Origin of the sequence: Microbacterium sp. IO18, from assembly GCF_049099505.1 — a bacterium.
Taxonomy (GTDB): domain Bacteria; phylum Actinomycetota; class Actinomycetes; order Actinomycetales; family Microbacteriaceae; genus Microbacterium; species Microbacterium aurugineum.
The window spans coordinates 757,543-780,725 of the sequence record NZ_JBMJAF010000001.1 but is presented as its reverse complement, the minus strand read 5'-3'; the positions used below and the strand labels follow the sequence as shown (position 1 = coordinate 780,725).

At 68.4% G+C, this 23,183-nt stretch carries 21 protein-coding genes; 13 read left to right on the top strand and 8 right to left on the bottom strand.

The window, feature by feature from the left end:
- Together ispG and ACLF6J_RS03845 are read left to right on the top strand one after the other, a co-directional pair.
- A complete protein-coding gene (ispG, locus tag ACLF6J_RS03850; RefSeq protein WP_047522577.1) occupies nucleotides 1-1,131 on the top strand; it encodes a flavodoxin-dependent (E)-4-hydroxy-3-methylbut-2-enyl-diphosphate synthase in 1,131 nt (376 codons plus the stop codon).
- Nucleotides 1,132-1,319: 188 nt separating this feature from the next.
- A complete protein-coding gene (locus ACLF6J_RS03845) occupies nucleotides 1,320-2,186 on the top strand; it encodes a hypothetical protein (RefSeq protein WP_134353547.1) in 867 nt (288 codons plus the stop codon).
- A 2-nt stretch (nucleotides 2,187-2,188) separates the two neighbouring features.
- Here ACLF6J_RS03845 and ACLF6J_RS03840 read toward each other — a convergent pair whose 3' ends face one another.
- The 4 genes from ACLF6J_RS03840 to ACLF6J_RS03825 all read right to left on the bottom strand — a co-directional run bounded on the left by ACLF6J_RS03840 (nucleotide 2,189) and on the right by ACLF6J_RS03825 (nucleotide 5,331).
- Complete coding sequence (locus tag ACLF6J_RS03840) at nucleotides 2,189-2,341, bottom strand: hypothetical protein (RefSeq protein WP_166804720.1); 153 nt, start codon at nucleotides 2,339-2,341, stop codon at nucleotides 2,189-2,191.
- A gap of 253 nt (nucleotides 2,342-2,594) precedes the next feature.
- Nucleotides 2,595-2,945 carry a GntR family transcriptional regulator gene (locus ACLF6J_RS03835; RefSeq protein ID WP_134353548.1) on the bottom strand — a complete coding sequence of 117 codons (351 nt, stop codon included), beginning with the start codon at nucleotides 2,943-2,945 and terminating at the stop codon, nucleotides 2,595-2,597.
- On the bottom strand, nucleotides 2,942-3,844 hold the full coding sequence (locus tag ACLF6J_RS03830; protein ID WP_134353549.1) for a hypothetical protein: 903 nt from the start codon (nucleotides 3,842-3,844) through the stop codon (nucleotides 2,942-2,944). The genes ACLF6J_RS03835 and ACLF6J_RS03830 overlap by 4 nt, the downstream gene beginning before the upstream one ends.
- A 71-nt stretch (nucleotides 3,845-3,915) precedes the next feature.
- Nucleotides 3,916-5,331: an RNB domain-containing ribonuclease gene (locus tag ACLF6J_RS03825; protein ID WP_134353550.1), complete on the bottom strand. Its 1,416-nt coding sequence runs from the start codon at nucleotides 5,329-5,331 to the stop codon at nucleotides 3,916-3,918.
- A gap of 85 nt (nucleotides 5,332-5,416) precedes the next feature.
- On the opposite strand from ACLF6J_RS03825, the gene ACLF6J_RS03820 reads away from it, so the two are divergent.
- Nucleotides 5,417-6,187: an isocitrate lyase/PEP mutase family protein gene (locus ACLF6J_RS03820; protein ID WP_134353551.1), complete on the top strand. Its 771-nt coding sequence runs from the start codon at nucleotides 5,417-5,419 to the stop codon at nucleotides 6,185-6,187.
- Between the two features lie 37 nt (nucleotides 6,188-6,224).
- Nucleotides 6,225-7,982 carry a proline--tRNA ligase gene (locus ACLF6J_RS03815; RefSeq protein ID WP_134353552.1) on the top strand — a complete coding sequence of 586 codons (1,758 nt, stop codon included), beginning with the start codon at nucleotides 6,225-6,227 and terminating at the stop codon, nucleotides 7,980-7,982.
- 83 nt (nucleotides 7,983-8,065) lie between these two features.
- Here the strand turns inward: ACLF6J_RS03815 and ACLF6J_RS03810 are convergent, their stop codons facing one another.
- Together ACLF6J_RS03810 and ACLF6J_RS03805 are read right to left on the bottom strand one after the other, a co-directional pair.
- Nucleotides 8,066-8,665 (bottom strand): TetR/AcrR family transcriptional regulator, encoded by a 600-nt coding sequence (locus tag ACLF6J_RS03810; protein ID WP_047522589.1) that lies wholly within the window; start codon nucleotides 8,663-8,665, stop codon nucleotides 8,066-8,068.
- Between the two features lie 21 nt (nucleotides 8,666-8,686).
- On the bottom strand, nucleotides 8,687-10,147 hold the full coding sequence (locus tag ACLF6J_RS03805) for an APC family permease (RefSeq protein WP_134353553.1): 1,461 nt from the start codon (nucleotides 10,145-10,147) through the stop codon (nucleotides 8,687-8,689).
- 157 nt (nucleotides 10,148-10,304) lie between these two features.
- Between ACLF6J_RS03805 and ACLF6J_RS03800 the strand changes: the two genes are divergently transcribed.
- Together ACLF6J_RS03800 and ACLF6J_RS03795 are read left to right on the top strand one after the other, a co-directional pair.
- Nucleotides 10,305-11,462 carry a P1 family peptidase gene (locus ACLF6J_RS03800; protein WP_134353554.1) on the top strand — a complete coding sequence of 386 codons (1,158 nt, stop codon included), beginning with the start codon at nucleotides 10,305-10,307 and terminating at the stop codon, nucleotides 11,460-11,462.
- A gap of 53 nt (nucleotides 11,463-11,515) precedes the next feature.
- Nucleotides 11,516-12,556 (top strand): TIGR00730 family Rossman fold protein, encoded by a 1,041-nt coding sequence (locus tag ACLF6J_RS03795; protein ID WP_134353555.1) that lies wholly within the window; start codon nucleotides 11,516-11,518, stop codon nucleotides 12,554-12,556.
- Here ACLF6J_RS03795 and ACLF6J_RS03790 read toward each other — a convergent pair.
- On the bottom strand, nucleotides 12,525-13,880 hold the full coding sequence (locus ACLF6J_RS03790; RefSeq protein ID WP_134353556.1) for a flavin monoamine oxidase family protein: 1,356 nt from the start codon (nucleotides 13,878-13,880) through the stop codon (nucleotides 12,525-12,527). The two genes, ACLF6J_RS03795 and ACLF6J_RS03790, sit on opposite strands and share 32 nt — an antisense overlap.
- Before the next feature lie 130 nt (nucleotides 13,881-14,010).
- On the opposite strand from ACLF6J_RS03790, the gene nusA reads away from it, so the two are divergent.
- From nusA to ACLF6J_RS03765, 5 genes are all read left to right on the top strand, one after another.
- Nucleotides 14,011-14,994: a transcription termination factor NusA gene (gene nusA, locus ACLF6J_RS03785; RefSeq protein ID WP_047522603.1), complete on the top strand. Its 984-nt coding sequence runs from the start codon at nucleotides 14,011-14,013 to the stop codon at nucleotides 14,992-14,994.
- 62 nt (nucleotides 14,995-15,056) lie between these two features.
- On the top strand, nucleotides 15,057-15,311 hold the full coding sequence (locus ACLF6J_RS03780) for a YlxR family protein (RefSeq protein ID WP_081996981.1): 255 nt from the start codon (nucleotides 15,057-15,059) through the stop codon (nucleotides 15,309-15,311).
- A 94-nt stretch (nucleotides 15,312-15,405) separates the two neighbouring features.
- Nucleotides 15,406-18,159: a translation initiation factor IF-2 gene (gene infB, locus ACLF6J_RS03775; RefSeq protein ID WP_134353557.1), complete on the top strand. Its 2,754-nt coding sequence runs from the start codon at nucleotides 15,406-15,408 to the stop codon at nucleotides 18,157-18,159.
- A 93-nt stretch (nucleotides 18,160-18,252) separates the two neighbouring features.
- The gene (gene rbfA, locus ACLF6J_RS03770) at nucleotides 18,253-18,678 is read left to right on the top strand and encodes a 30S ribosome-binding factor RbfA (protein ID WP_021199404.1); all 426 of its coding nucleotides are present in this window, start codon (nucleotides 18,253-18,255) and stop codon (nucleotides 18,676-18,678) included.
- Nucleotides 18,679-18,750: 72 nt separating this feature from the next.
- Entirely contained in the window at nucleotides 18,751-20,916 is a 2,166-nt protein-coding gene (locus ACLF6J_RS03765) for a response regulator transcription factor (RefSeq protein ID WP_134353558.1), read from the top strand.
- A 7-nt stretch (nucleotides 20,917-20,923) separates the two neighbouring features.
- Here ACLF6J_RS03765 and ACLF6J_RS03760 read toward each other — a convergent pair whose 3' ends face one another.
- Nucleotides 20,924-21,802 carry an A/G-specific adenine glycosylase gene (locus ACLF6J_RS03760; RefSeq protein WP_047519391.1) on the bottom strand — a complete coding sequence of 293 codons (879 nt, stop codon included), beginning with the start codon at nucleotides 21,800-21,802 and terminating at the stop codon, nucleotides 20,924-20,926.
- A 115-nt stretch (nucleotides 21,803-21,917) separates the two neighbouring features.
- On the opposite strand from ACLF6J_RS03760, the gene truB reads away from it, so the two are divergent.
- Nucleotides 21,918-22,811 carry a tRNA pseudouridine(55) synthase TruB gene (gene truB, locus ACLF6J_RS03755; RefSeq protein ID WP_134353559.1) on the top strand — a complete coding sequence of 298 codons (894 nt, stop codon included), beginning with the start codon at nucleotides 21,918-21,920 and terminating at the stop codon, nucleotides 22,809-22,811.
- Complete coding sequence (locus ACLF6J_RS03750; RefSeq protein ID WP_134353560.1) at nucleotides 22,808-23,176, top strand: hypothetical protein; 369 nt, start codon at nucleotides 22,808-22,810, stop codon at nucleotides 23,174-23,176. Before truB ends, ACLF6J_RS03750 begins: the two co-directional genes overlap by 4 nt.
- The last annotated feature ends 7 nt before the right edge of the window (nucleotides 23,177-23,183 follow it).

The window sequence follows — 23,183 nt, the reverse complement described above, 5'->3', positions numbered from 1 at the left end:
ATGCCGAAGATCCCCGAAGTCCTCGCCCCGCGCCGGAAGTCTCGGCAGATCAAAGTGGGCAAGGTGCTCGTGGGCGGCGACGCTCCCGTCAGTGTGCAGTCAATGACGACCACGAAGACCACCGACATCAACGGGACCCTTCAGCAGATCGCCGAGCTCACGGCGTCCGGTTGCGAGATCGTGCGCGTCGCCGTGCCGCATCAGGACGATGCCGACGCGCTCAAGATCATCGCGATGAAGAGCCAGATCCCCGTGATCGCCGACATCCACTTCCAGCCGCGCTACATCTACACGGCCATCGATGCGGGGTGCGGGGCCGTCCGTGTCAATCCCGGCAACATCCGGGAGTTCGACGGCAACGTCGGCAAGATCGCCGAGGCAGCCAAGGCCGCCGGCGTCTCGCTGCGCATCGGCGTCAATGCCGGATCGTTGGACCGTCGCATCCTCACCAAGTACGGCAAGGCGACGGCCGAGGCTCTGGTCGAGAGTGCCGTCTGGGAGGCGTCGCTGTTCGAGGAGCACGACTTCCACGACTTCAAGATCTCCGTCAAGCACAACGATCCCATCGTCATGGTCAAGGCCTACCGTCAGCTCGCCGAGCGCGGCGACTGGCCCTTGCACCTCGGGGTGACCGAGGCGGGGCCGGCGTTCCAGGGCACGATCAAGAGCGCCACGGCATTCGGCATCCTGCTCGGCGAGGGGATCGGCGACACCATTCGCGTCTCCCTCTCGGCGCCGCCGGCGGAAGAGGTGAAGGTCGGGCACCAGATCCTGCAGTCGCTCAACCTCCGTGAACGCAAGCTCGAGATCGTCTCGTGCCCGTCGTGCGGACGCGCTCAGGTCGACGTCTACACACTCGCCGAGAACGTCACCGAGGGGCTCAAGGACATGACGGTGCCGTTGCGCGTCGCCGTCATGGGCTGTGTCGTCAACGGTCCGGGCGAGGCCCGCGAAGCCGACCTCGGCGTGGCATCGGGCAACGGCAAGGGGCAGATCTTCGTCAAGGGCGAGGTCATCAAGACCGTGCCGGAGGCGGAGATCGTCGCGACCCTGATCGAAGAGGCCACCCGGATCGCCGCCGAGATGGGCCCGGAAGCGCCCCTCGGCACCGCGCAGGTCGTCACCGCCTGAGTCCCGAGGAGCACGAACATGTCCGAAGCCGCTCTTCCCGCATCCGTTCAGGCGATGGTCGATGCGATCGGGATCTTCGTGATCGAGGGTGACAAGCTGGCCAGCTTCACCATCCCGCCGTCGCACTGACCCCGCCGCCACAGGCCGCCGACCGCACTCCGGCATCACCGTCGAATCCGAGGAGATCCATGTCGACGCCCACCATCGTGACCTTCGCCGAAGGCGCTGTAGACGGTGACGGCGTCGTCACCCGCATCGAGCAGGGCTCGCACGGAACGGTGGTCGTGGTCGACGCGACTCCTTTCCACCCCGTCGACCACACCTGGCCGGATCAGCCGGGCGACAGCGGAACGATCACGTCGGGCGGGCGGGTTCTCCCGGTCGCGGAGGCCGTGATGGCCGCTGCCTCCGCCGAGGGCGCCTTCGCCGTGGGCAGCGACATCCCCGTCAAGCGTGGCGCGGAGGGGTGGACGTGGCTGGTCGGGCACCGCATCGATGCCGAGGTGCCCGACGGGCTGGCGGAGGGCACCCGCGTCCGCCTTTCCGTCGACGAGACGCGCAGAGCCGGACTCAGTCGTGGTCACACGGCCTGCCACCTGGCCTCCCTCGCGCTCGACCTCGCCGTCTCCGACCTGTGGCGGAAGGACCCGGGAACGGATGCGCTCGGGAATCCCGACTTCGAAGGCCGCGCGAACCAGTCCAGCCGTATCCACGAGAACGGCGCCGTCGACGAGTACCGTCTCGGCAAGAGCTTGCGCAGAGCTGGATTCGACACCGAGACCTTCGCCGCGACACTCGCCGATCGTGAGGAGCAGATCAACAGCCGGCTCGCCGCGTGGGTGGCGTCGGGCGCAGCCAGCTTCATCCGGACGGAGGGGCCCACGATCGTCGACCGCCGACGGTGGCACTGCGACCTGCCGGAGGGCCACGCGGCGATCCTCTGCGGCGGCACCCATGTCGACAGTCTCACGGAGTTCTCCGCGATTGTGGTCGAGCTCGATCTGAGCGACCCGCAGCTCCTGGTGATGACCACGACCGCGACCCCGGCGGTCTGAGCTCAGCGGACGAATCCCGCCTGAACGCGGCCACCCGCTCGCCGCAGTTCGGTCTCGACCTGTGCGGCGAAGAGCACGATGTCTCCGGCGAGCAGCGGGTCGCCCAGGAGTCGGCCCGCTCGGGGCTCAGGGAACGCAGTCGACGGGGAAGCCATTTCCCCGTCGCGACCCAGTGACCCTCGGACAGGAGCATCAATTCTGCGATGCGTTCGAACAGCAGGTTCGCCACGACCCGTTGTTCCAGGGGATCCTCCGCGTCGTGGAGGTCATCGAGGAGGTCGGTGATCACGTAGCGACGGAAGGCGGACTCTTCAGCGGTGAGTGTCGGCCCCGCGGCCAGGAGTCTGCTCCAGTGCGCAGAGTATCCCCGATGTCGTTCGTGCCCGGCGGCCTCGCCTCGGCGAGCGGTCACCAGATCGCGCGGAGGACCCGCTGTGTGTCTGCGAGCGTGAGGCCCTCCGCCCGGGCGATGGCGGCCAGCGCGTGGGCGGCATCGGCGATGCCGCCCGCGACGGGGCTGGCCGTATCGCTCACCCGCGTGCCGGAGCCGATGCGCGAGGTCGCGAGCCCGTCTTCCTCGAGCAGGCGATACGCCTTGGCCACGGTTCCGGGGGCGATCGACAGGTCCGAGGCGAGTTGACGCACGGACGGAAGGCGGTCGCCGGCGAGGAGCCGGCCGGTCGTGATCAACCCTCGGATCTGATCGTGGACCTGTTCTGCAGGCGACTGTCCGGTATCACGGCGGATCGTGATGATCATGACGTGCGCACCCGACTCGGTGTCCGAGCGCCCATCGGCACACCGCTGAGGGCGGTGAGCAGCCAGAGTGCGATCCCTGCCGTCGTGGAGAGGGCCCACGCCACGAACAGTGCGGGCTCCATCGCGGCGAACGGGGTGCCGAGGGACACCATGCCGAGAGGGCCCGCCTGTGCCGACAGCATCATCGATGCGGTGCCTCGGAGCGAGCTGAACACCACGGCGAGATGGAGCAGTACGGCCCCGCACGAGATCCGGGCGATGTTGGCGGCACGTAGTCGCCGGATCGCGGTGTCGCGGTCGATGTCGTAGCTCCAGGCAGGACGCGGGATCAGGAGCCAGCCGATCACGGTGGCGAGGAGGAGCACGCCGAGCAGCGCCAGCGACGGCAGCGAGTAGTGCCAGCCGTAGATGCCGGTGGAGGCCGAAGTGCCCGAGGACCCCAGGGTGATCGAGAATCGTGTGTACTCTCCCCGCTCATCCGTCTCCGATGCGGCTCCGGCGGCAAGAGCGAGCGCGACGGCTACGGTTGCGAGGACCCCGAGGAGGATGGGCTGCCTCGGGCGGAGGAACGTCCGGACCGTACGCGGGACGAGCTGTGCCGAGGCGTCCATCTGCGTCGACCGCGAGGGGAGGCAGAGCAGGATCACGCTGACGATACCCAGTATCAGCGGAAGCGCCGTCCGGCTCCCGAGGTCCCACCAGAGCTGGGGGCCGAAGCCGAGATCTCCGGCGAGGGGAGCGAGGAACACGATCACCGGCACTCCACCCGCGACCGCCGTGATCACCGCATCTCTGGTCGGGAGCCGTGGGGCTCCGCGCAGGAGAGTGAGCCGGAGGGCGAGCGCGATCACTGCGCCGAGCACGCTGGGCCCCCAGATGAGAAGCAGGAACAGGATCATCGTCGCCTCCGTCAGTGTGTCATCACACTGATACATTATGTACCAGTGTGATGACACACTTCAAGGCTCGTTCAGACGGCGAACTCGACCTCGGCCGCGGCGATGTCCGCGCGGACGACCTGCAGGCGCACGATGTCTCCCGGCTTCACGTCGGCGGGAACGGGCGCTGTCGCCGTCACCGCGGGGTCGGCGATCTGCACGCTCGCGCGCTCACCGCGCAACTCGATGACCGTCGCCTCGATCGTCGTGCCGATCAACGGAACGAGCAGCGCGGCTTCGACGGTGTTGATCGTCGTCGAGTTCAGCCGCGACGCGCGCTGACCGGACTCCTGCATGAGAGCGGGGAGCTCGGGAAGCGACGCGCGGGCCCACTCCGGTACCGGAGCGCCACTCGATGCCGCAAGGCAGATGACGAGGCTCCAGCGGTCGACCAGTCGGCGCAGGGGAGCGGTCGCGTGCGCGTAGGGAGCGCCGATCGCGGCCTGCACCGCGTCCTCCGGGGGCGCTCCGTCGAAGATGACATACCCTGCGCCGCGAAACAGCGATGCTGCGGCTTCGAGCACCGGGAGGGTGACGGGGTCGGCGCGATCCAGCCGGCGCAGGTACTCCCCGTAGGTTCCTGACGTCCACGGTCGCCCGAGGGCCACCGTCTGGTGACGGAACGTGGTGAAGGCCGCGTCGTCGGGTTCCGGCATGGTGCGGAGGACACCGATCCCGGCGTCGAGCATGAGTGACGCCGCCGCCATCCCCGCCATGAGGGACAGTTGAGCGTTCCACTCCTCGACGGGGAGAGGGCTGCGGCGTTCGATCGAATACGCGCCGTCCGCACCCTGGACGACCTCCTCATCGGGGAGGTTGAGACTCGCCCCGCCTCGTGACCGTTCCTGTTCGAGGCGCCGCGCTCCGATCTCCGGCAGGAGAGCCGCGGGTCCGTCGTCGCCACGGTCCAACGCCTGCTGCGTGGTCACGTACTCGAGTTGGGCGCGAGAGCGGATGAGTGCGCGTTCGAGGCGGAAGTCCTGCACCGAGGCCGCCTCGTCGAGGTCGAACGTCCAGACCAGCGCAGGGCGGTCGACGTTCGCGAGCAGCGAGGCGCGATCCTCGCTCAGTGCTCGAGGATGCAGCGGGATCGACCCGTCCGCCGCGTACAGCGTCTGTCCGCGGCGTCGAGCCTCGGCGTCCACCGCTCCGCCCGGCACGACGAATCCCGGAACGTCGGCGATCGCATAGCGCACCGTGTAGCCGGTGCCCGCACGAGCCAGGTGGAACGCCTGGTCGAGGTCGCGGGAACCCGCCGGATCCAGCGTCGCGAACGGCACGTCCCGGAGGTCGACCTCCGGGGCGGTCGCGGTGCTGGTCTCTGCTTCGGCGAGCGCCTCGGGCGGGAATTCGAGCGGCACCTCCGAAGACTCCCGGAGCGCGGCCAGGGCGGCCGCGAGCTCGCTCCGAGTGGCGGAGGAGGACACATGCGATCGGCGCTGCGGCATGGCTCCACACTATGCGGGCTCCCTCATCGATGCCGGATCCGCTGGAGCCGGCCCGACCGTCCGCGGGTCGCGTTACCGTGGTTATATGACCACTACAGCCAAGGCCCAGACTCTTGTCGGACTCTATGACGCACCGGAGATCCTCCGCGTCGTGAATGTGTGGGACGTCGTCTCCGCGAAGGCCGTCGCCGCGCTCCCGGAGACGAAGGCGCTCGCCACCGCGGGGCACGGCATCGCCGCCTCGTTCGGCTACGAGGACGGAGCCACGCCGCGAGAGGTGATGATCGACATGGTCGGGCGGATCGCCGCCGCTGTGCAGGTTCCCGTCACCGCCGACCTCGATGACGGCTACGGGGACGCGGGGGAGACCGCGCGTCTCGCCATCGCTGCCGGTGTCGTCGGTGCCAACGTCGAGGATCGGCTCAAGCCGCTCGACGAGTCCGTCGCCGCCGTCGAGGCGATCGTCAAGGCGGCAGAGGGCGAAGGAGTGCCCTTCGCCCTCAATGCGCGCACCGACGCCTTCGTCCGTGCCGGTGGGCGTTCCGTGAAGGAGAGCGTCGCCGATGCCATCCAGCGCGGTCGTGCCTACCTCGACGCCGGTGCGACGGCGGTCTTCGTCCCCGGCATCCTCGACATGAACGTCACCCGTCAGCTCGTCGAGGGCATCGGTGAGCGCAAGGTCAGCGTCATCGGTCTCCCGGGAGCGCTCGCCGCCTCGGAGTACGAGAAGCTCGGCGTCGCTCGCATCTCCTACGGTCCTCTTCCGCAGCGGGTCGCTCTCACCGCCCTGCAGGAACTCGCGGCCGACCTGTACGCCGGTGGGGTCGTCCCCTCGAACCTCCCCGCGCTCAACTGACGCGAGACGAGTGACCACGGCTCACTAGACTTGCTCCGTGGTCACTCGTCTTTCGAATTTCTTCCTCCGCACGCTCCGCGAAGACCCTGCAGGCGCAGAGGTCGCCAGCCACCGGCTGCTGATCCGGGCCGGGTACATCCGGCCGCAGGCCGCCGGGATCTTCGCGTGGCTGCCACTCGGTCTGCGCGTCAAGGCGAAGATCGAGTCCGTGGTGCGCGAGGAGATGGCCGCGGCCGGTGCGCAGGAAGTCCATTTCCCCGCACTGATGCCGCGTGAGGCGTATGAGGCGACCGGTCGCTGGGAGGAGTACGGCGACCTGCTCTTCCGACTCCAGGATCGCAAGGGGGGCGACTATCTCCTCGCGCCGACCCACGAGGAGGCGTTCACGCTGCTCGTGAAGGACCTGTACTCGTCGTACAAGGACCTCCCGCTCACGATCTACCAGATCCAGGACAAGTACCGTGACGAGGCGCGTCCGCGGGCCGGCCTGCTCCGTGGCCGCGAGTTCACGATGAAGGACGCCTACTCGTTCGATTCCTCCGACGAGGGCCTGGACGTCAGCTACCAGGCGCAGCGCGATGCTTACGAGCGGATCTTCCAGCGCCTCGGTCTCGAGTACGCCATCGTTCAGGCGGATGCCGGCGCGATGGGGGGCTCCCGAAGTGAGGAGTTCCTGCACCCGACGCCGGTCGGAGAGGACACGTTCGTGCGCAGCGCGGGCGGATACGCCGCCAACGTCGAGGCGTTCACGACCGCGGTGCCCGAAGCGATCGAATTCGACCCGGACGCAGAGCCGGTCATCTTCGACTCACCCGACACCCCGACCATCGAGACGCTGGTGGCGCACAGCAACCGCGAACTCGACGGCGACTACACGGCGGCGGACACCCTCAAGAACGTGGTTCTGGCTCTCACCCATCTCGACGGGACCCGTGAGCTGGTCGTCGTGGGCATCCCCGGCGACCGCGACGTCGACGAGAAGCGTGCGGAGGTGGCGTTCGCTCCCGCTGAGGTCGAGACCGCCACGGCCGAGGACTTCGAGAAGAACCCGCTCCTCGTGCGGGGCTACATCGGCCCGTGGTCACCCACCGGCGCTGTGTTGGGCGAGGAGTCCGCCACCGGCATCCGCTACCTCGTCGACCCGCGTGTGAGCGAGGGGACGACCTGGATCACCGGGGCGAACATCGACCAGAAGCACGCCCACTCCGTCGTGGCCGGACGAGACTTCGCCGCCGACGGCATCGTCGAGATCGCGAACGTGCGTGCCGGAGACCCGGCTCCCGACGGATCCGGCCCCGTCGAGCTCGCGCGCGGCATGGAGATCGGTCATGTGTTCCAGCTCGGCCGCAAGTACGCCGAGGCGCTGGGCCTGAAGGTGCTGAACGAGAACGGCAAGCTCGTCACCGTCACGATGGGCTCCTACGGAATCGGTGTGACCCGCATCCTGGCGATCATCGCCGAGCTCAACAACGACGACAAGGGTCTCATCTGGCCGGCCTCGATCGCACCGTTCGACGTGCAGGTCGTCGCAGCCGGTCGCGACCAGGTCGCGTTCGACGTCGCTGAGGGCCTCTCCGCTCAGCTCGAGACCGCCGGGTTCGACGTGCTCTACGACGACCGCCCCAAGGTGTCACCGGGAGTGAAGTTCGGCGATGCCGAGCTCGTCGGCGTGCCGAAGATCGTGATCGTCGGACGCGGCGCGGCCGAGGGACAGGTCGAGCTGTGGGACCGTGCGACCGGTGCCCGCGACGCCATCTCGGTCGACGAGGTCGTCGAGCGTCTCGCTCGCCGCTGAGTCACCACGGCCCCGGCGTCGGCGTCGGCGTCGGCGTCGGATTGCGGGGGAGTCGGGCGAAAGCGGCGCCCGCAGGCTCGGCCTCAGCGCTCCAGAGCGCAGTCGAGTGCTGTGCGCGCGTAGGAGAGGATGTTCTCGCGGTAGGTCTCCGCGCCCGATTCCAACCCGATCAGTGGGTAGAGGTCGTAGGCGTCCTCGAGAGCGACGATGTTCTGTGAGATGACGGTGAGGTCTGCGGTCGGTCGGAACACGCCGAGCGCGGCCCCGATCTCGATCGTCGAGCGGTAGAGATCCACCTGACGCGTCACGATCGAGCGGTGCAGCGGGCGGTACTCGGGCTGTTCGCGCAGGAGCGGGATGCTCTCATAGGCCATCCGCAGATGGTCGCTGATCTCGTCTGGAACGCCGGCGACGATCAGGGACACCAGCCGTCTCGCAGGGTCCGTCTCGCGCTCGGCGATGGTGCGACGCTTCTCGTACATTTCCTCGAGCACACCCTCGACGGTCGCGTACATGAGTTCGTCGAAGCTCGGGAAGTAGTACAGGACGCTCCCGGTGCTCACCGATGCCTCGGCGGCCACCGCCCGGACATTCGTGCCCCGGATGCCGCTGCGACCCGCGACACGTCTGGTCGCGGAGATCAGTTCCGCACGTCGGGCGGCATGCTTGCGCTGCTCGGCCACGTGTCCTCCTCGTGCCTGGCGCTACTCGTCGTCGGGAACGAGCGTGGTGAGTTCAGCATAGTGCTGAGGGCGTCGCTTCCTCAGGACGAGCCCCACGATCGCTCCGGCCAGGAACAGGATGGGCGTGGGGGCGAGGAGTACGAGATTGATCGGCCCGGTGAGTCCGGTCACGAGATCGAAGTTCATCGCGATGAGCGTGAACCCGACGAGCAGACCGAGCGCACCGAGAGCCGGGGCCACCAGCACCCGCCAGACGCTGTGTCCGCGGCGCCCACGGAGGAAGAAGCCGACGACGGCGATCGCGGCGACCGCCTGAGCGAACACGAGGCCGGCGACGCCGATCGAGTACACGGGCAGCGCGAAGCCGAGAAAAGGGTCCGCGCCACTGACGATCGTCGCGGCGATGGCGACGAGCGAGACGATCGAGATCACGAGGCTGGCATGGTGCGGCGCCTGCGTCGAAGGCTGGGTCTGCGCGAGCCAGGACGGCAGCAGACGCTCGCGGCCGAGGGAGAAGAGGTAGCGCGAGCTCGCGTTGTGGAAGGCGAGGAGACACGCGAAGAAGCTGGTCACGATGAGGACGCGCATCGTCACGGAAGCCCATTCGCCGAGGTAGGCGTCACCGGCGTGGAACACCATGTCTTGGAAGTCGTCCTGCGTCGCGAGTTTCAGGACACCCTCCACGCCGAACGCCACGGTGAGCACCCAGAAGGTGAAGGCGTAGAACACTCCGAGGAATGCGATCGAGATATAGGTCGCCATCGGGACCGTGCGTGCGGGATCCTTCGCCTCCTCGGTGTAGATCGCCGTGCTCTCGAAGCCGAGATAGGCACCGAACCCGAAGACGAAGAGCGCGCCGCTGCCGGCAGCGAAGAAGACGTTCTCCGGCGCGAAGGAGGCGAAGGACACCGGCTCCGGCCCTCCCTGGGCCAGGACGGCGACGGCGAGGACGAGGAGGATGGCGACCTCTGCGGTGAGGAGTACTCCGAGAACCTTCGCGCCGACATCGATCTTGCGGTAGCCGAGGATGCCGACGATGACCAGGGCCAGCACGGCGTAGACCGTCCAGGGGAGGTCGATGCCGAAGAGGGCGGCGAAGGTCATCTCGCCGAAGAAGCCGACGAATCCGTAGAAGCAGATGCAGAGGGCCGTGTACGAGAAGATCGTGACGAACACGATCCCGATGCCGATCGGCTTTCCGAGTCCCCGCGCTCCGTAGACGTAGAACGCCCCGGTGTTCCGCACGTACCGGGACATCGCGGTGAACCCGACGGCGAAGAGCATCAGCACGACGCCGCTGGCGAGCATCGCACCGGGGCCGCCGATCCCCGCCAGACGGAAGTCGGTGGCTGCCGCGCTCGCGACGACGGTGAGGGGGGCGGCCGCTGAGACGACGAAGAAGACGATGGCCCAGACGCCGAGCCGGCGTTGTGCGAGCGTTGTCGTCGTCGTGGGGACGGAAGAGGGATTCGACTGAGACATCTGTGGCTCCGGAATCTTCGCGGTTGAGTGGCGGGCACGTCGCGGTCGAGGCTTGACCTGAACATTGAGTAAAGAGGTAGCCTTCAGTTAAGTCAAGCAAATTCAAGGAATGTGATCTAATCTCTGAACATACGTTCATTTTGAATCGGAGGAGCGGATGAGTGCATCGTCGCAATCGGAATCGTCGACCGGTCCCACCAGGGCGCGTGACCTGGGCGTCCCCTTCGAGGGGCGGTCGGGGCTCGCGGGGGCCATCACGGACGTCCCGGGGGTGGCCGTCGGCTACCGGACGCTGATCGCAGGCGAAGGCCGCGGAGCCGTCCGTACAGGCGTCACGGCGATCCTGCCTCGAGGGCGATCGGGGGTCGGTGTGCCATGCGCTGCCGCGGTGCATTCCTTCAACGGCAACGGTGAACTCACCGGGCGATCGTGGATCGAGGAGTCCGGTTCACTCACGATGCCGATCGGGATCACGAGTTCGCACGCGGTCGGAGCCGTGCATGCCGGCATCGCCGCCTGGGTCGCCGAGAACGCCCCGCACGTCGCCGCACAGTGGATGCTCCCCGTGGTCGGGGAGACGTGGGACGGCTACCTCAATGACATCAACGGTGGCCACGTCAGCCCGGCCGATGCCCGAGCAGCGCTGGAGGCGGCATCGCCCGATGCTCCGGAGGAAGGGAACGTCGGCGGCGGTACCGGAATGAACTGCTACGGATTCAAAGGCGGCACGGGTACGGCGTCCAGGGTCGTGGCGTACGGCGGCGATGAGTACACCGTCGGCGTCCTCATCCAAGCGAACTTCGGCTCCCGGGAGGAGCTCCGCCTCGGCGGGATCGCTCTCGGCCCGCGCTCGTCGACGCCGAATCCGATGGAGGAGGGGGACTGGCTCTCGCGGGAGAGGAATCGGCGTGCTCCAGGAGGGGCGGGGTCGGCGATCGTCGTCATCGCCACCGATGCGCCGCTGCTTCCCGGCCAGTGCGCCGCCTTGGCTCGCCGTGGTGTGCTCGGCCTGGGACGTAGCGGTACAGCGGGGAGCCACTTCTCGGGGGACATCGTGCTCGCGTTCTCCACAGCGAACGAAGGCGCATTGACTTCCGTGTTCCCCGACAGGGCGGACGCCGAGTACGAGACGCTGCGGATGATCCCGTGGGGGCGGATCGATCCGTTCCTCACCGCGGCGGTTCAGGCGGTCGATGAGGCCGTGTGGAACGCACTGGTGGCGGCACAGGACATGACGGGTCGGGATGGGCACGTGAGTCACGCGCTTCCGCATGCGGAGGTCCGCGCGGCGGTCTCCCAGATGAACGGTCTTTGACCAGCGGTGTGGCATACGGGCACGCTCGCATCTCCGCATGACACGCTGGGGGCATGAACGACGAACCTCTGCCGGAAGCGCTCAGTGCCGAGATCAACACCGTCCTCGACGACGCGGGCGTGCACGCCGATCGACGATTGGTGATGCGGATGCTGCGGACCGCGATCCTGCTGGGTGAGGACGGTGCCGACCGACTCGACCTGAAGATCGCCTCCGCGGCACTGGCGGAGATGCGCGACGCCTTCCGGCTGTTTGCCCCGTTCCGCGGCGTGCCCAAGGTCACCGTCTTCGGTTCGGCGCGCACCAGGCAGGATGACCCGCTGTACCTGACGGCCCGTGATGTCGCCGCGGCACTGGCCGGTGATGGATGGATGGTCGTCACCGGCGCAGGTCCCGGGATCATGCAGGCAGCGTCCGAAGGTGCGGGGCCCGCGCTCTCGCTCGGTGTGTCGATCCGACTGCCCTTCGAGGAGAAGCCGAACGGCTTCGTCGCCGGTCAGGATCACGTGGTCGCGATGAAGTACTTCTTCACGCGCAAGCTGATGCTCATCAAGGAGTCGCTGGGGTTCATCTGCCTCCCCGGCGGTTTCGGCACCCTCGACGAGATGTTCGAGCTGCTCACCCTTCAGCAGACCGGTAAGGCGGAGCCCACGCCCATCGTGCTCCTCGATCAGCCGGGCGGGACGTTCTGGCAGGGGCTGCGTAGCTTCATCGACGACCACCTCGCTCCTACCGGCGTCATCTCGGAGGGGGACTTCGACCGTGTCGTGATCACCGACTCCGTGGAGGAGGCGCGCGCGGAGATCACCGGCTTCTGGCACAACTACGACTCGCTGCGGTGGGTCGGCGACGCGCTGATCCTGCGCCTGCGGGAAGAGCCGACGGATGCCGAGGTCGAAGCGCTCAACGAGCAGTTCGCCACGATGCTGGCTTCGGGTCGCATCGAGAGGACGAATCCACGGCAGCCCGAGGTCGCCGACGACGACCGACTCGAACTGCCGCGACTGGCGCTCCACTTGGATCAACGCCAGGTCGGAAACCTCTTCCGCTTGATCGGGGCGATCAACGCCCTTCCTTCTGCTCCCGCGCGGTGATGCCGGCGGCGAACTCGCCGAGGTCGACGGTGTGGCCGAGGATCCGTTCCGCCGCTCGGTGCCCGGAGTAGAAGGCGGCGCCGACCGTCGCGGGTTCGTCGCCCCAGGTGGCTTCGCCCGCGAAATGCAGCACGTCGTCCACCGGACCGGCCAGGGCATCGTGGTCGTGATGCGTCGATCCCACCGCCAGGTGCGAGTAGGAGCCGTTCGAGAACGCATCAGGCCCCCAGTGCGTGATCCAGTGGGCGCGGGGTTCGCCGACCGCGTCGCCGTACAGGCTGCGGAGGGCGCGCAGGACGTCAGCGACCACCTCCTCGTCCGGCAGCTCCTGCATGTGCCGCCCGAAGGGGCCGGCCGCGAAGGTCAGCAGCGTGGGCAGTCCGCTGACGGCGGAGACGTCGTACCAGGAGTGCCAGTGCTCCCCGGCCTCGCCCAGAGCACGGATGACGTAGCTCTCGTCGTTCCAGAAACGTGTGGGGAACTGCAGGAAGATCTTGTTGAAGACCCCCATGCCGAGCCGGTCGATCGGGCCTGCGACCGCGTCCGGCAGCGCCGGGTCGAACTCGATCGTTCCCGTCTTCAGCACGCCGAGTGGCACGGTCACGATCACGCGGTCAGCGGTGTACTCCGTGTCGCCTGCCTGCACGACGACGCCGTCCGTCGAGCGGGTCACGCGTGAGACCGGCGTCTCGGTGCGGACATCGAGCCCGGCACCGATGCGCCGGGGGAGTTCGTCGTACCCGCGCGGGAAGATCACCTCGTCGCCCTCGATGGCATCTTCGTCGAGGCCGTGCGCATCCAGGTCGCCGATCCAGGCGCCGCATTGCTCCTCCACCCGGTGACGGAAGAACTCACGGATCTCGTCGATGCGCTCGGGCGAGAACCCGGAACGATCGAGGGCCCGCTCGGTGACGTCGAGGTAGGTGTCACCCGAGGAGGATGCCGCGATCTCCTCGACGAGCAGGCGATCGGCCTCATCGACATCCGCGATCCACTGGGCGGTCGCGGTTTCACCCATCGCTCGCCCTTTGCCGTCGAAGTTCTCCATCGGTCGCCCGCCGACCTGGAAGCTGCCCACCGTGTACTCGATGGTCGGGACACCGAGCGCCTGGACGAGGTCCCACAGGGGAGAGCCGTCGATCCCGTGGATCCATGACGCGCCGAGGTCGACGGGGAACCCCGCGCTCCGATCGGTGTGCATCCGTCCGCCGATGCGGTCCCGTGCTTCGAGGACGACGACGCGCTGGCCGGCGTCTGCGAGCATGCGGGCGCTCGTCAGCCCCGACATGCCTGCACCGATGACGATGGTGTCGAATGCGCTCACATGGTCCTCCTCGGGCCGGTCCGCGGCCGCCTCCGCTGCCGCCGTGGCAGGGGCCGGTCGGCACAGGGTATCGTGGTACGGATGTCGCGCGTGCGAACAGGCGCGACGAGAGCTGAATAGAGAGGCCGTCATGGACATCGAACTGAGTCTTCTGCGAGGGATCGAGAAGGAGAAGGCGATCCCCTTCGACGAACTCGTCGCGATCATCGAGCAGGCGATCCTGACCGCATACTCCAAGCACGTGTCCGAGGACGGTGTGACCCCCGAGGGCGTCCGCGTCGACCTGGACCGCAAGACCGGGCACGTCGCCGTCCTCCAGGTCGTCCGGGATGAGGAAGGCGCCGTCATCGGCGAGGAAGACGCCACCCCCGACGACTTCGGACGCATCGCGGCCTTCGCGGCGAAGCAGGTCATCAGCCAGCGTCTGCGGGACATCGCCGACGACGTGGTGCTCGGTGACTTCAAGGACAAGGAAGGCGACATCGTCGCCGGCGTGGTGCAGCAGGGTCCGAATCCGCGCATGATTCACATCGATCTCGGCGCCGTCGAAGCCATCCTGCCCCCCGAGGAGCAGGTCCCGGGCGAGGAGTACACGCACGGGTCGCGCCTGCGTGTGTACGTCACGAGCGTCGCCAAGGGGCTCAAGGGCCCGCAGATCACGGTCTCGCGCACGCATCCGGGACTCGTGCGCAAGCTCTTCGCCCTCGAGGTTCCGGAGATCGCAGCCGGTCTCGTCGAGATCGTGGCTCTGGCCCGTGAAGCCGGACACCGCACCAAGATCGCGGTGAAGGCGAATGATCCGTCGATCAACGCCAAGGGGGCGTGCATCGGCGAGCTCGGACGGCGCGTACGCGCGGTCACCGAGGAGCTCGCGGGGGAGAAGATCGACATCGTCGACTACGACGCCGACCTTCCGGTCTTCGTCGCCCATGCGCTCTCGCCGGCGAAGGTCACGAGCTCGTTCGTGCTCGACGCGGGAACCAAGGCCGTCCGTGCGCTGGTCCCCGACTATCAGCTGTCGCTCGCGATCGGCAAGGAGGGTCAGAACGCGCGTCTGGCCGCCAAGCTCACGGGTGCGAAGATCGACATCCAGCCGGACAGCATCCTCGACTGAACGGCTCCGGACTCCCGGCTCGCCCCGCGTACGGGCAGGGCGGGGCGAAACGCAGGTGTAAGATGGAACCCGTACGAACGTGCGTCGGTTGTCGCACGCGTGCTCCCCGCTCCGCCCTCCTCAGGGTGGTGTCCCAGAACGACACCCTCATCGTCGATGAGAGTGCTGTCCTGCCGGGGCGAGGCGCGTGGGTCCATCCGACACGCGAATGCATGGATGCCGCTCTGCGGCGCCGCGCATTCGGACGAGCACTGCGCGTGACCACTCAGCTGGACACGCGGAACTTCGAACAGCATCCACCAAGAAACAAAGGCTGAACAGCTATGGAAACAAAGTGAACGGCTCGAAATGAGACCCGTCCGCGACTAGTGGTCTGCCCTGTCTGGGTGGACCGACTCAGACAGGAGAATTGTGGCTGGTAAACCACGCGTACATGAGATCGCCGCCGAACTCGGCGTCGACAGCAAGGTCGCACTTGCAAAGCTCAAGGAACTCGGCGAGTTCGTGAAGAGCCCGTCTTCGACCATCGAACCGCCGGTGGCGCGCAAGCTGCGTGCGGCGATCGAGGCCGACGGTTCGCTCAAGGCTGCGGCTGACGCCGCTCCCGCCGCGAAGCCCGCTGCGGCGAAGCCCGCCGCCAAGCCCGGCGCCAAGCCCGGTGCCAAGCCGGCACCGACCCCGGGTCCCAAGCCCGGTCCCAAGCCTGCCCCGGAGGCCCCGGCCGCCGCGGCTCCCGCGCCCTCCGCTCCGGCGCCTGCCCCCGCGGCAGAGGCTCCGGCTGCAGCGACTCCCGAGGCGGCGAAGCCTGCTGAGGGCGGCGCACCGACTCCCGGGGCTCCGCGCCCCGGCAACAACCCGTTCTCCTCTGCGCAGGGGATGGGTCAGCGCCCCGCCGGACCCCGTCCGGGCAACAACCCCTTCGCATCCGCTCAGGGCATGGGACAGCGCCCGACCCCGGGCAACATCCCGCGTCCGCAGGCTCCGCGTCCCGGCGCACCCCGTCCGGGTGCCCCGCGTCCCGGTTCGCCGCGTCCCGGCGCTCCTCGTGGCGGTCAGGGTGGTCGTCCGGGTGCTCCGTTCCAGCAGCGCTCCGGCGGTCCCGGTCGTCCCGGCGGCGGCGGACCCGGCGGTGCCGGTGGTCCCGGCGCGCGTCCCGGCGGCGGTTTCGCTGGTCGTCCCGGTGGGGGCGGCGGCCGAGGCCGTGGTCCCGGTGGCGGCACCGCAGGTGCCTTCGGCAAGGGCGGCGGAAAGAGCAAGCAGCGCAAGTCGCGGCGGGCGAAGCGGCAAGAGTTCGAGATGCGGAGTGCTCCGGTCGTCGGTGGCGTCAACGTCACCCGCGGCAACGGAGAGACCATCCGCATGCGCCGCGGCGCGTCGATCGCGGACTTCGCCGACAAGATCGAGACGCTGACCGGTTACACGGTTCAGCCGGGAACCCTCGTCACCATCCTCTTCAACCTCGGCGAGATGGCCACGGCCACCGAGTCCCTGGATGAGGCGACCTTCGAGGTCCTGGGGGCCGAGCTCGGCTACAAGATCCAGATGGTCTCGCCCGAGGACGAGGACAAGGAGCTCCTCGAGGGCTTCGGTCTCGACCTCGAGGCCGAGCTGGAGGCGGAGAGCGAGGACGACCTCGAGATCCGTCCGCCGGTGGTCACCGTCATGGGTCACGTCGACCACGGTAAGACGCGACTGCTCGACGCGATCCGTCAGACCAACGTCATCGAGGGTGAAGCCGGTGGCATCACCCAGCACATCGGTGCCTACCAGGTCTGGACCGAGCACGAGAACATCGAGCGCGCCATCACGTTCATCGACACCCCGGGTCACGAGGCGTTCACCGCCATGCGTGCCCGTGGTGCGCAGGTCACCGACCTCGCGATCCTCGTGGTCGCAGCCGACGACGGCATCATGCCGCAGACGGTCGAGGCGCTGAACCACGCGCAGGCGGCGAACGTGCCGATCGTGGTCGCGGTGAACAAGGTCGACAAGCCCGACGCCAACCCCTCCAAGGTGCGTCAGCAGCTGACCGAGTACGGCCTGGTCGCCGAGGAGTTCGGTGGAGATGTCATGTTCGTCGACGTGTCCGCACGTGCCGGTACCGGCATCCAGGAACTCCTGGACGCCGTGCTGCTCACCGCAGACGCCGGTCTCGACCTGACCGCCAACCCGAACAAGGCCGCTCGTGGTGTCGCCATCGAGGCGAAGCTCGACAAGGGCCGCGGTTCGGTCGCCACGGTGCTCATCCAGTCCGGAACGCTCCGGGTCGGCGACGCGATCGTCGCAGGTACGGCGTACGGCCGTGTGCGTGCCATGGCGGACGAGAACGGCGAGCAGGTCCTCGAGGCCTACCCGTCGCGTCCGGTGCAGGTGCAGGGTCTGAACTCCGTGCCGCGTGCCGGTGACGTCTTCATCGTGACCGAGGAAGACCGCATGGCTCGCCAGATCGCTGAGAAGCGTGAAGCGGTCGAGCGCAACGCCCAGCTGGCCAAGGCCCGCAAGCGCATCTCGCTCGAAGACTTCACCCGTGCTCTCGAAGAGGGCAAGGTCGAGTCGCTCAACCTCATCATCAAGGGTGACGTCTCCGGTGCCGTCGAAGCGCTCGAGGAGTCGTTGCTCAAGATCGAGGTCGACGACTCGGTGCAGCTGCGCATCATCCACCGCGGTGTCGGTGCGATCACCGAGTCTGACGTGAACCTGGCGACGATCGACAACGCGATCATCGTGGGCTTCAACGTCCGCCCCGACACGAAGGCGCGCGAGCGTGCCTCCCGTGAGGGCGTGGACATCCGCTTCTACTCCGTCATCTACAACGCGATCGACGAGATCGAGAGCTCGCTCAAGGGCATGCTCAAGCCGGAGTTCGAAGAGGTCCAGTCGGGTGTGGCCGAGATCCGCGAGGTGTTCCGCTCCTCGAAGTTCGGCAACATCGCCGGTGTCATCGTGCGATCGGGAACGATCACCCGCAACGCCAAGGCTCGCGTCATCCGCGACGGCGTCGTGGTCGCGGATGGCCTCGCCATCGAGTCGCTGCGCCGGTTCAAGGACGACGTCACCGAAGTCCGTACGGACTACGAGGCCGGTATCGGCCTCGGCAAGTACAACGACATCCAGATCGGTGATGAGATCGAGACGACCGAGCTCGTCGAGAAGCCTCGCGGCTGATCGATTCGAACAACCTCTCGGGCGTCCGTCGCACCGCTCCCCTCGGGGCGCGGAGCGGGGGACGCCCTGAGGTTTCCGTACAGGGAGAGAACAATGGCAGGCGAACGACAGGCTCGGCTCGCGGATCGCATCCGCGTGATCCTCGCTGAACGACTGGAGAAGGGGCTGCGTGACCCGCGCCTCGGCTTCGTCACGATCACCGACGTCCGCGTGAGCGGAGACCTTCAGCACGCGTCGGTGTTCTACACGGTGCTCGGCACGGAGGAAGAGCGCATCTCCAGCGGTGCCGCGCTCACCTCGGCCACCGGAATGCTGCGCAGCGAGGTCGGGCGGCAGCTCAGCACCAGGCTCGTGCCGACGCTCGAGTTCATCCCCGACGCGCTTCCGGAGAACGCGGATCACATCGGTGCGCTGCTCCGCGAAGCCCAGCAGCGGGATGCGGACGTCGCGAAGCTCGCGTCCTCGGCGTCGCATGCCGGCGACGCCGACCCGTACCGCACGGACGACGACGCGGAGTGATCGCCGTTTGATACGCTCAGCTTCGCGGGACCAGATCCCGCGAAGCTGGGGGGCGGCATCGTGGGTCGGAGCATGGCGCGGGGGCGATTCGTCGCGCCCGCGGTGGTGGGAATCATCCTCGAGGAGCTTCTCGAACGGGACCTCGCATGCGCACCGCATGTGCTTGCCTGTCTCGCCGTCGATCTCGACGCGCATGCCCCCACGGTCCGCGAAGTCGTCGAGAGTCTGACGCCCGAGCAAAGACACGGACACCGTCCATTGCCGTCACCGCTCCCGTTGGTCCCGTCGATCGCCCGCAGGTTCGAGACCGTGGAACTCGAATCGCATGACCGGCAATTGCTCCTCGCACTCTCGGTGTCGCTGGAGGATGATCTCGAACCTCTGCTCGCGTTCGACGGGAGATCCGCATCAGAGGTCGCGGCCGCTCCGGTGGGCGACCGCCTCCGCGTGCATGCCGGTCGTGTTCGTTTCGTCGATGCCCGCCTGTCGATCTGGATCAGAGCCACCTCCTCGGCCGCGACCACGGCGGTCGTCCACGAGCGGTTGAGCACTGTCTTCCGCGCGCGCGGCGACCAGGTGCGCGCGAACTGGCATCATGCGCGGGCGTCCCTCGAAGGCGACCCTGCGGCTGCTCCCGAGCTCATCGACATCGCCGGGCAACTCAGTGACGCGGGCCATCCCGAGCGCGCATTGCTGCTCGCGCGCGAGGCTTCGGACCACGCCACCGCAAGCGACCGAGACGACGCGCGTCTGGTCGCAGGCACGTCGGCGCTCGCAGCCGGCTTCGTATCCGAGGCCTCGGCATGGTTGAACGCGCTGTACTCCGAGACTTCCGACCCTCGGCGTTCGCGAGGTCTCGGCGCACTCCTCGTCGCCCAGACGCTCGCGCAAGGGGCGGTGCCCGAGATCGATCCGAGTTCGCTGCGTCCGGAGACGGATGACCCGGAGGACTGGCGACATTGGACGCGTGCGAGCGCACTCGTGGCAGTGATGTGCGCTGAGCGAGGTGACCGGCGGGGGATGCGGGTGTGGCTCGATGCGCTCCGCGAGGGGGCAGCTCGCACCGGTGCGGAGCGCGAACTGCGGGATCCGGCGATCGCCCTCAGCTGGCTCATCGCCGGAGACCGTGACGTCGATGAGGTCGCGGGGTCCGGTCCGGTGAGCGGGGGGATGCTGAGTGCCCTGCGCGCAGCGTTGCACGGTGACATCGATCGAGCGCGACGTCTCCTCGCCAAAGACGACTCGGCGATCGGCTCCGCGCCGGACCCTCTGGTTCCCGGCTACGAGCACAGCCCGATCATCCAGGCGTACCGCCGGGTCGTCGACGTCCTGCTGCTCGCGTGGCGAGGCGACATCGGCCTCGCGCGGGAACGACTGATCCAGGCCGCGCTCGTGCTGCCGGTCGCCTTGCCGTTCGCGGGATTGGGCGTTGTCCTCGCGCGCCGTCTCGATCTCGCCGTGCTCGGCGAACTCGGTCCGTTCTCGCTTTCACTCACGGCAGCCCTGCCGAACGGGGCACGGATCGACGTGCTCGTCGATCGGGGCATCCAGTCGCTTCTCGCCGGCGCTTTCCACGATGCCGCCGCCACGCTTCGACTCTGGGCCGAGCTCGGGTCACCGCGGACCGCGATGTCGGTGCCGGCGCTCGACGAACTCGCTCTCACGGTGGAGGCGCGCCCGATGACGGTCGGCTCGATCGAGCCGCCGGAGATCGCGCTCGCGCAGCGGCTGCGCGTGCGCATCGCGACGGCCGGGGACGCCCGGTGGCGTTCGGAGCGTGATGCCGTGACGGAGGCCGCACGCACGCTCGCCTCTCCGTTCACGCGAGCCAGAGTGGAGACCATGCTCGGAACCCAGCACGCGATCCACGATGATCATGCCGCGGCCAGGGTGCACCTCCACCGTGCCGAGCGTCTGTTCGAGGTCTCAGGAGCGACCGCGTGGGCGCGGTCCATCCGCGACCGCATCGACCGGCTCGACGCCAGGGAGGGGAGCATCGTTCCGGCGGCCGATCCGCTCTCCGCGTGTCGCGCCGCATGGTCGCTCGCGCTCACCGCACGGGAGCTCGAGGTGGCGATGCTCGCCGTCGGTGGATCCCCGAACAGGGACATCGCCGAGATGCTGAACGTGTCGGTCCGCACGGTTGAGGTGCACCTCGGGCGGATCTTCACGAAGTTCGACGTCCGCAGCCGCGTCGAGCTCACGGTGCTCGCACACCGCACCGATCATCACCTCTGAAGCGTCGTCACCGAGGCAGCGAGAGGGCTTCGCCGTCGGCCTCGGCGAGCCCGTCGGCGATGAGCGAGTCGATCGCGCGATCGCGCTGAGGCGAATCCGGCCAGTCGGGCAGGACGGCGACCAGGGGCACCGCGTCGGGGGACGCCTCCCGCAGAAGGCGCAGCACGAGGCCACGGGCCTGACGATCCGATCCCTCGTATGATGCCTGGCGTCGTCGGTCATCCCCTGTGTCGGGGCGGCCCGCGACGAGCCAGGCGCAGGACGGGGAGAGAGGACACTGCTCGCAGCGCGGAGCTCGCGCCGTGCAGACCGTGGCGCCCAGTTCCATCGCCGCGGCGTTGAAGACCACGGACTCGGGCACCGAAGCCGGGAGCAGGGATTCCATCAGCGCGAGGTCACGACGAGACGGCGGCGCGGGGTGGGCTCGGCCGTCGATCGCCCTCGCCAGAACGCGCCGCGTGTTCGTGTCGACCACCGGGTGCCGGTCTCCATAGGAGAACACGGCGACCGCTCGGGCGGTGTAGTCGCCGATGCCGGAGAGCGCGAGGAGCGCGTCGACATCGCGGGGAACGATGCCGTCGTGCCGCTCCGTGATCTCCACCGCGGCACGGTGCAGCCAGAGCGCCCGTCGCGGATAGCCCAGGTTCGCCCACTGCTGCACGACGTCCGCCGTGGATGCCGCGGCCATCGCCTCCGGGGTCGGCCACCGCGCCAGCCACGCCTCCAGGTGGGGGATGACCCGCGAGACGGGGGTCTGCTGCAGCATGAACTCGCTCACGAGGACGCCCCAGGCGCCGAACTCGTCATGAAACGCGGATCGGCGCCACGGCAGGTCACGCGCTGCGTCCCGATACCAGTCCGACAGGCGCGACACGATGTCGGGCAGGGCCTGCGATCCGGGCATCCCCTCAGCCTACGGGAGCGCGCAGCCGTGCCCGGAACGACGCCGTCGACCGAGGCTCGCGAACGGTCGACCGCTGTGGCCTCGGTAGGCTGGGGGGATGGTCTCGCCCGGCATCCTCCTCGTCGACAAGCCCGCTGGGCTGACCAGTCACGACGTCGTCGCGCGCACCCGCCGTGCGTTCGGGACGAGGAAGGTCGGTCACGCGGGAACGCTCGATCCGATGGCGACCGGGCTGCTGGTCATCGGGATCGAGGGAGCGACCAGGCTCCTGACCTACATCGTGGGCGCGGACAAGACCTACACGGCGACGATCCGACTGGGCCAGACCACCGGCACCGATGACGCGGAAGGCGAGATCCTCACGACCGCCGCTGCGGAGGCGTGGGACGCTGTGACGGACGATGCGGTCGCCGCGGGGATCGCTGCCCTCACCGGAGAGATCTCGCAAGTGCCCAGCGCCGTCTCCGCCATCAAGGTCGACGGGCGTCGAGCGTACGATCGCGTCCGTGCCGGGGAAGAGGTCGTCCTGGCCCCCCGAGAAGTCGTCGTCTCCCGGTTCGACCTCATCGCGAGCCGGCCGAGCGACGGAGCGCTCGATCTCGATGTGATCGTCGACTGCTCGTCCGGCACCTACATCCGCTCGCTCGCTCGCGACCTCGGGGAGGCCCTCGGCGTCGGCGGGCACCTCACCGCGCTGCGGCGCACGCGGGTCGGCCCGTTCGATGTGAGCGACGCCGTGGATGTCGACGCGCTCGAGGGGGCGTCCACTCTCACCGCGGCGCAGGCGGCCCGGCGCATCCTCCCGGTTCTGGACATGACGGCCGAGGAAGCGCGCGACCTGCGGCATGGCAAGCGTCTCACCGGCGACGCCGCGCGCCTGGACGGACCGATCGCAGCCGCCATCGACGAGGACGGGGTTCTCGTCGGCATCGTCGAGAAGCGGGGAACCGACCTGAAGAGTGCGATGAACATGCCGGAGGCCGTGCGATGATCCTGTGGTTCACGATCGCCCAGGTCATCGTGGCCGTCGCGGCGGGTGTCTTCTGCCTCATCGCGGGGCTCATCGGGCGCCGGCCGAGCGACTTCAGCGTCGGTGCACTCGCCTTGGTCGAGATCCTCCTGGTCGTCCAGGTGATCGTCGCGATCGTCGCACCCCTCGCCGGCAACCCGCCGACGGGAGACCTGCTCGAGTACTGGGTCTACCTCGTATCGGCCGCACTGCTTCCCGTCGGAGCCGTGCTGTGGGCGCTCATGGAGCGCAGCCGGTGGAGCACCGTGATCCTCGGGGTCGCGGCGTTCGCGATCGCGATCATGCTGTGGCGCATGCAGGTCATCTGGTCCGTCCAGATCGCATGAGCTGAGA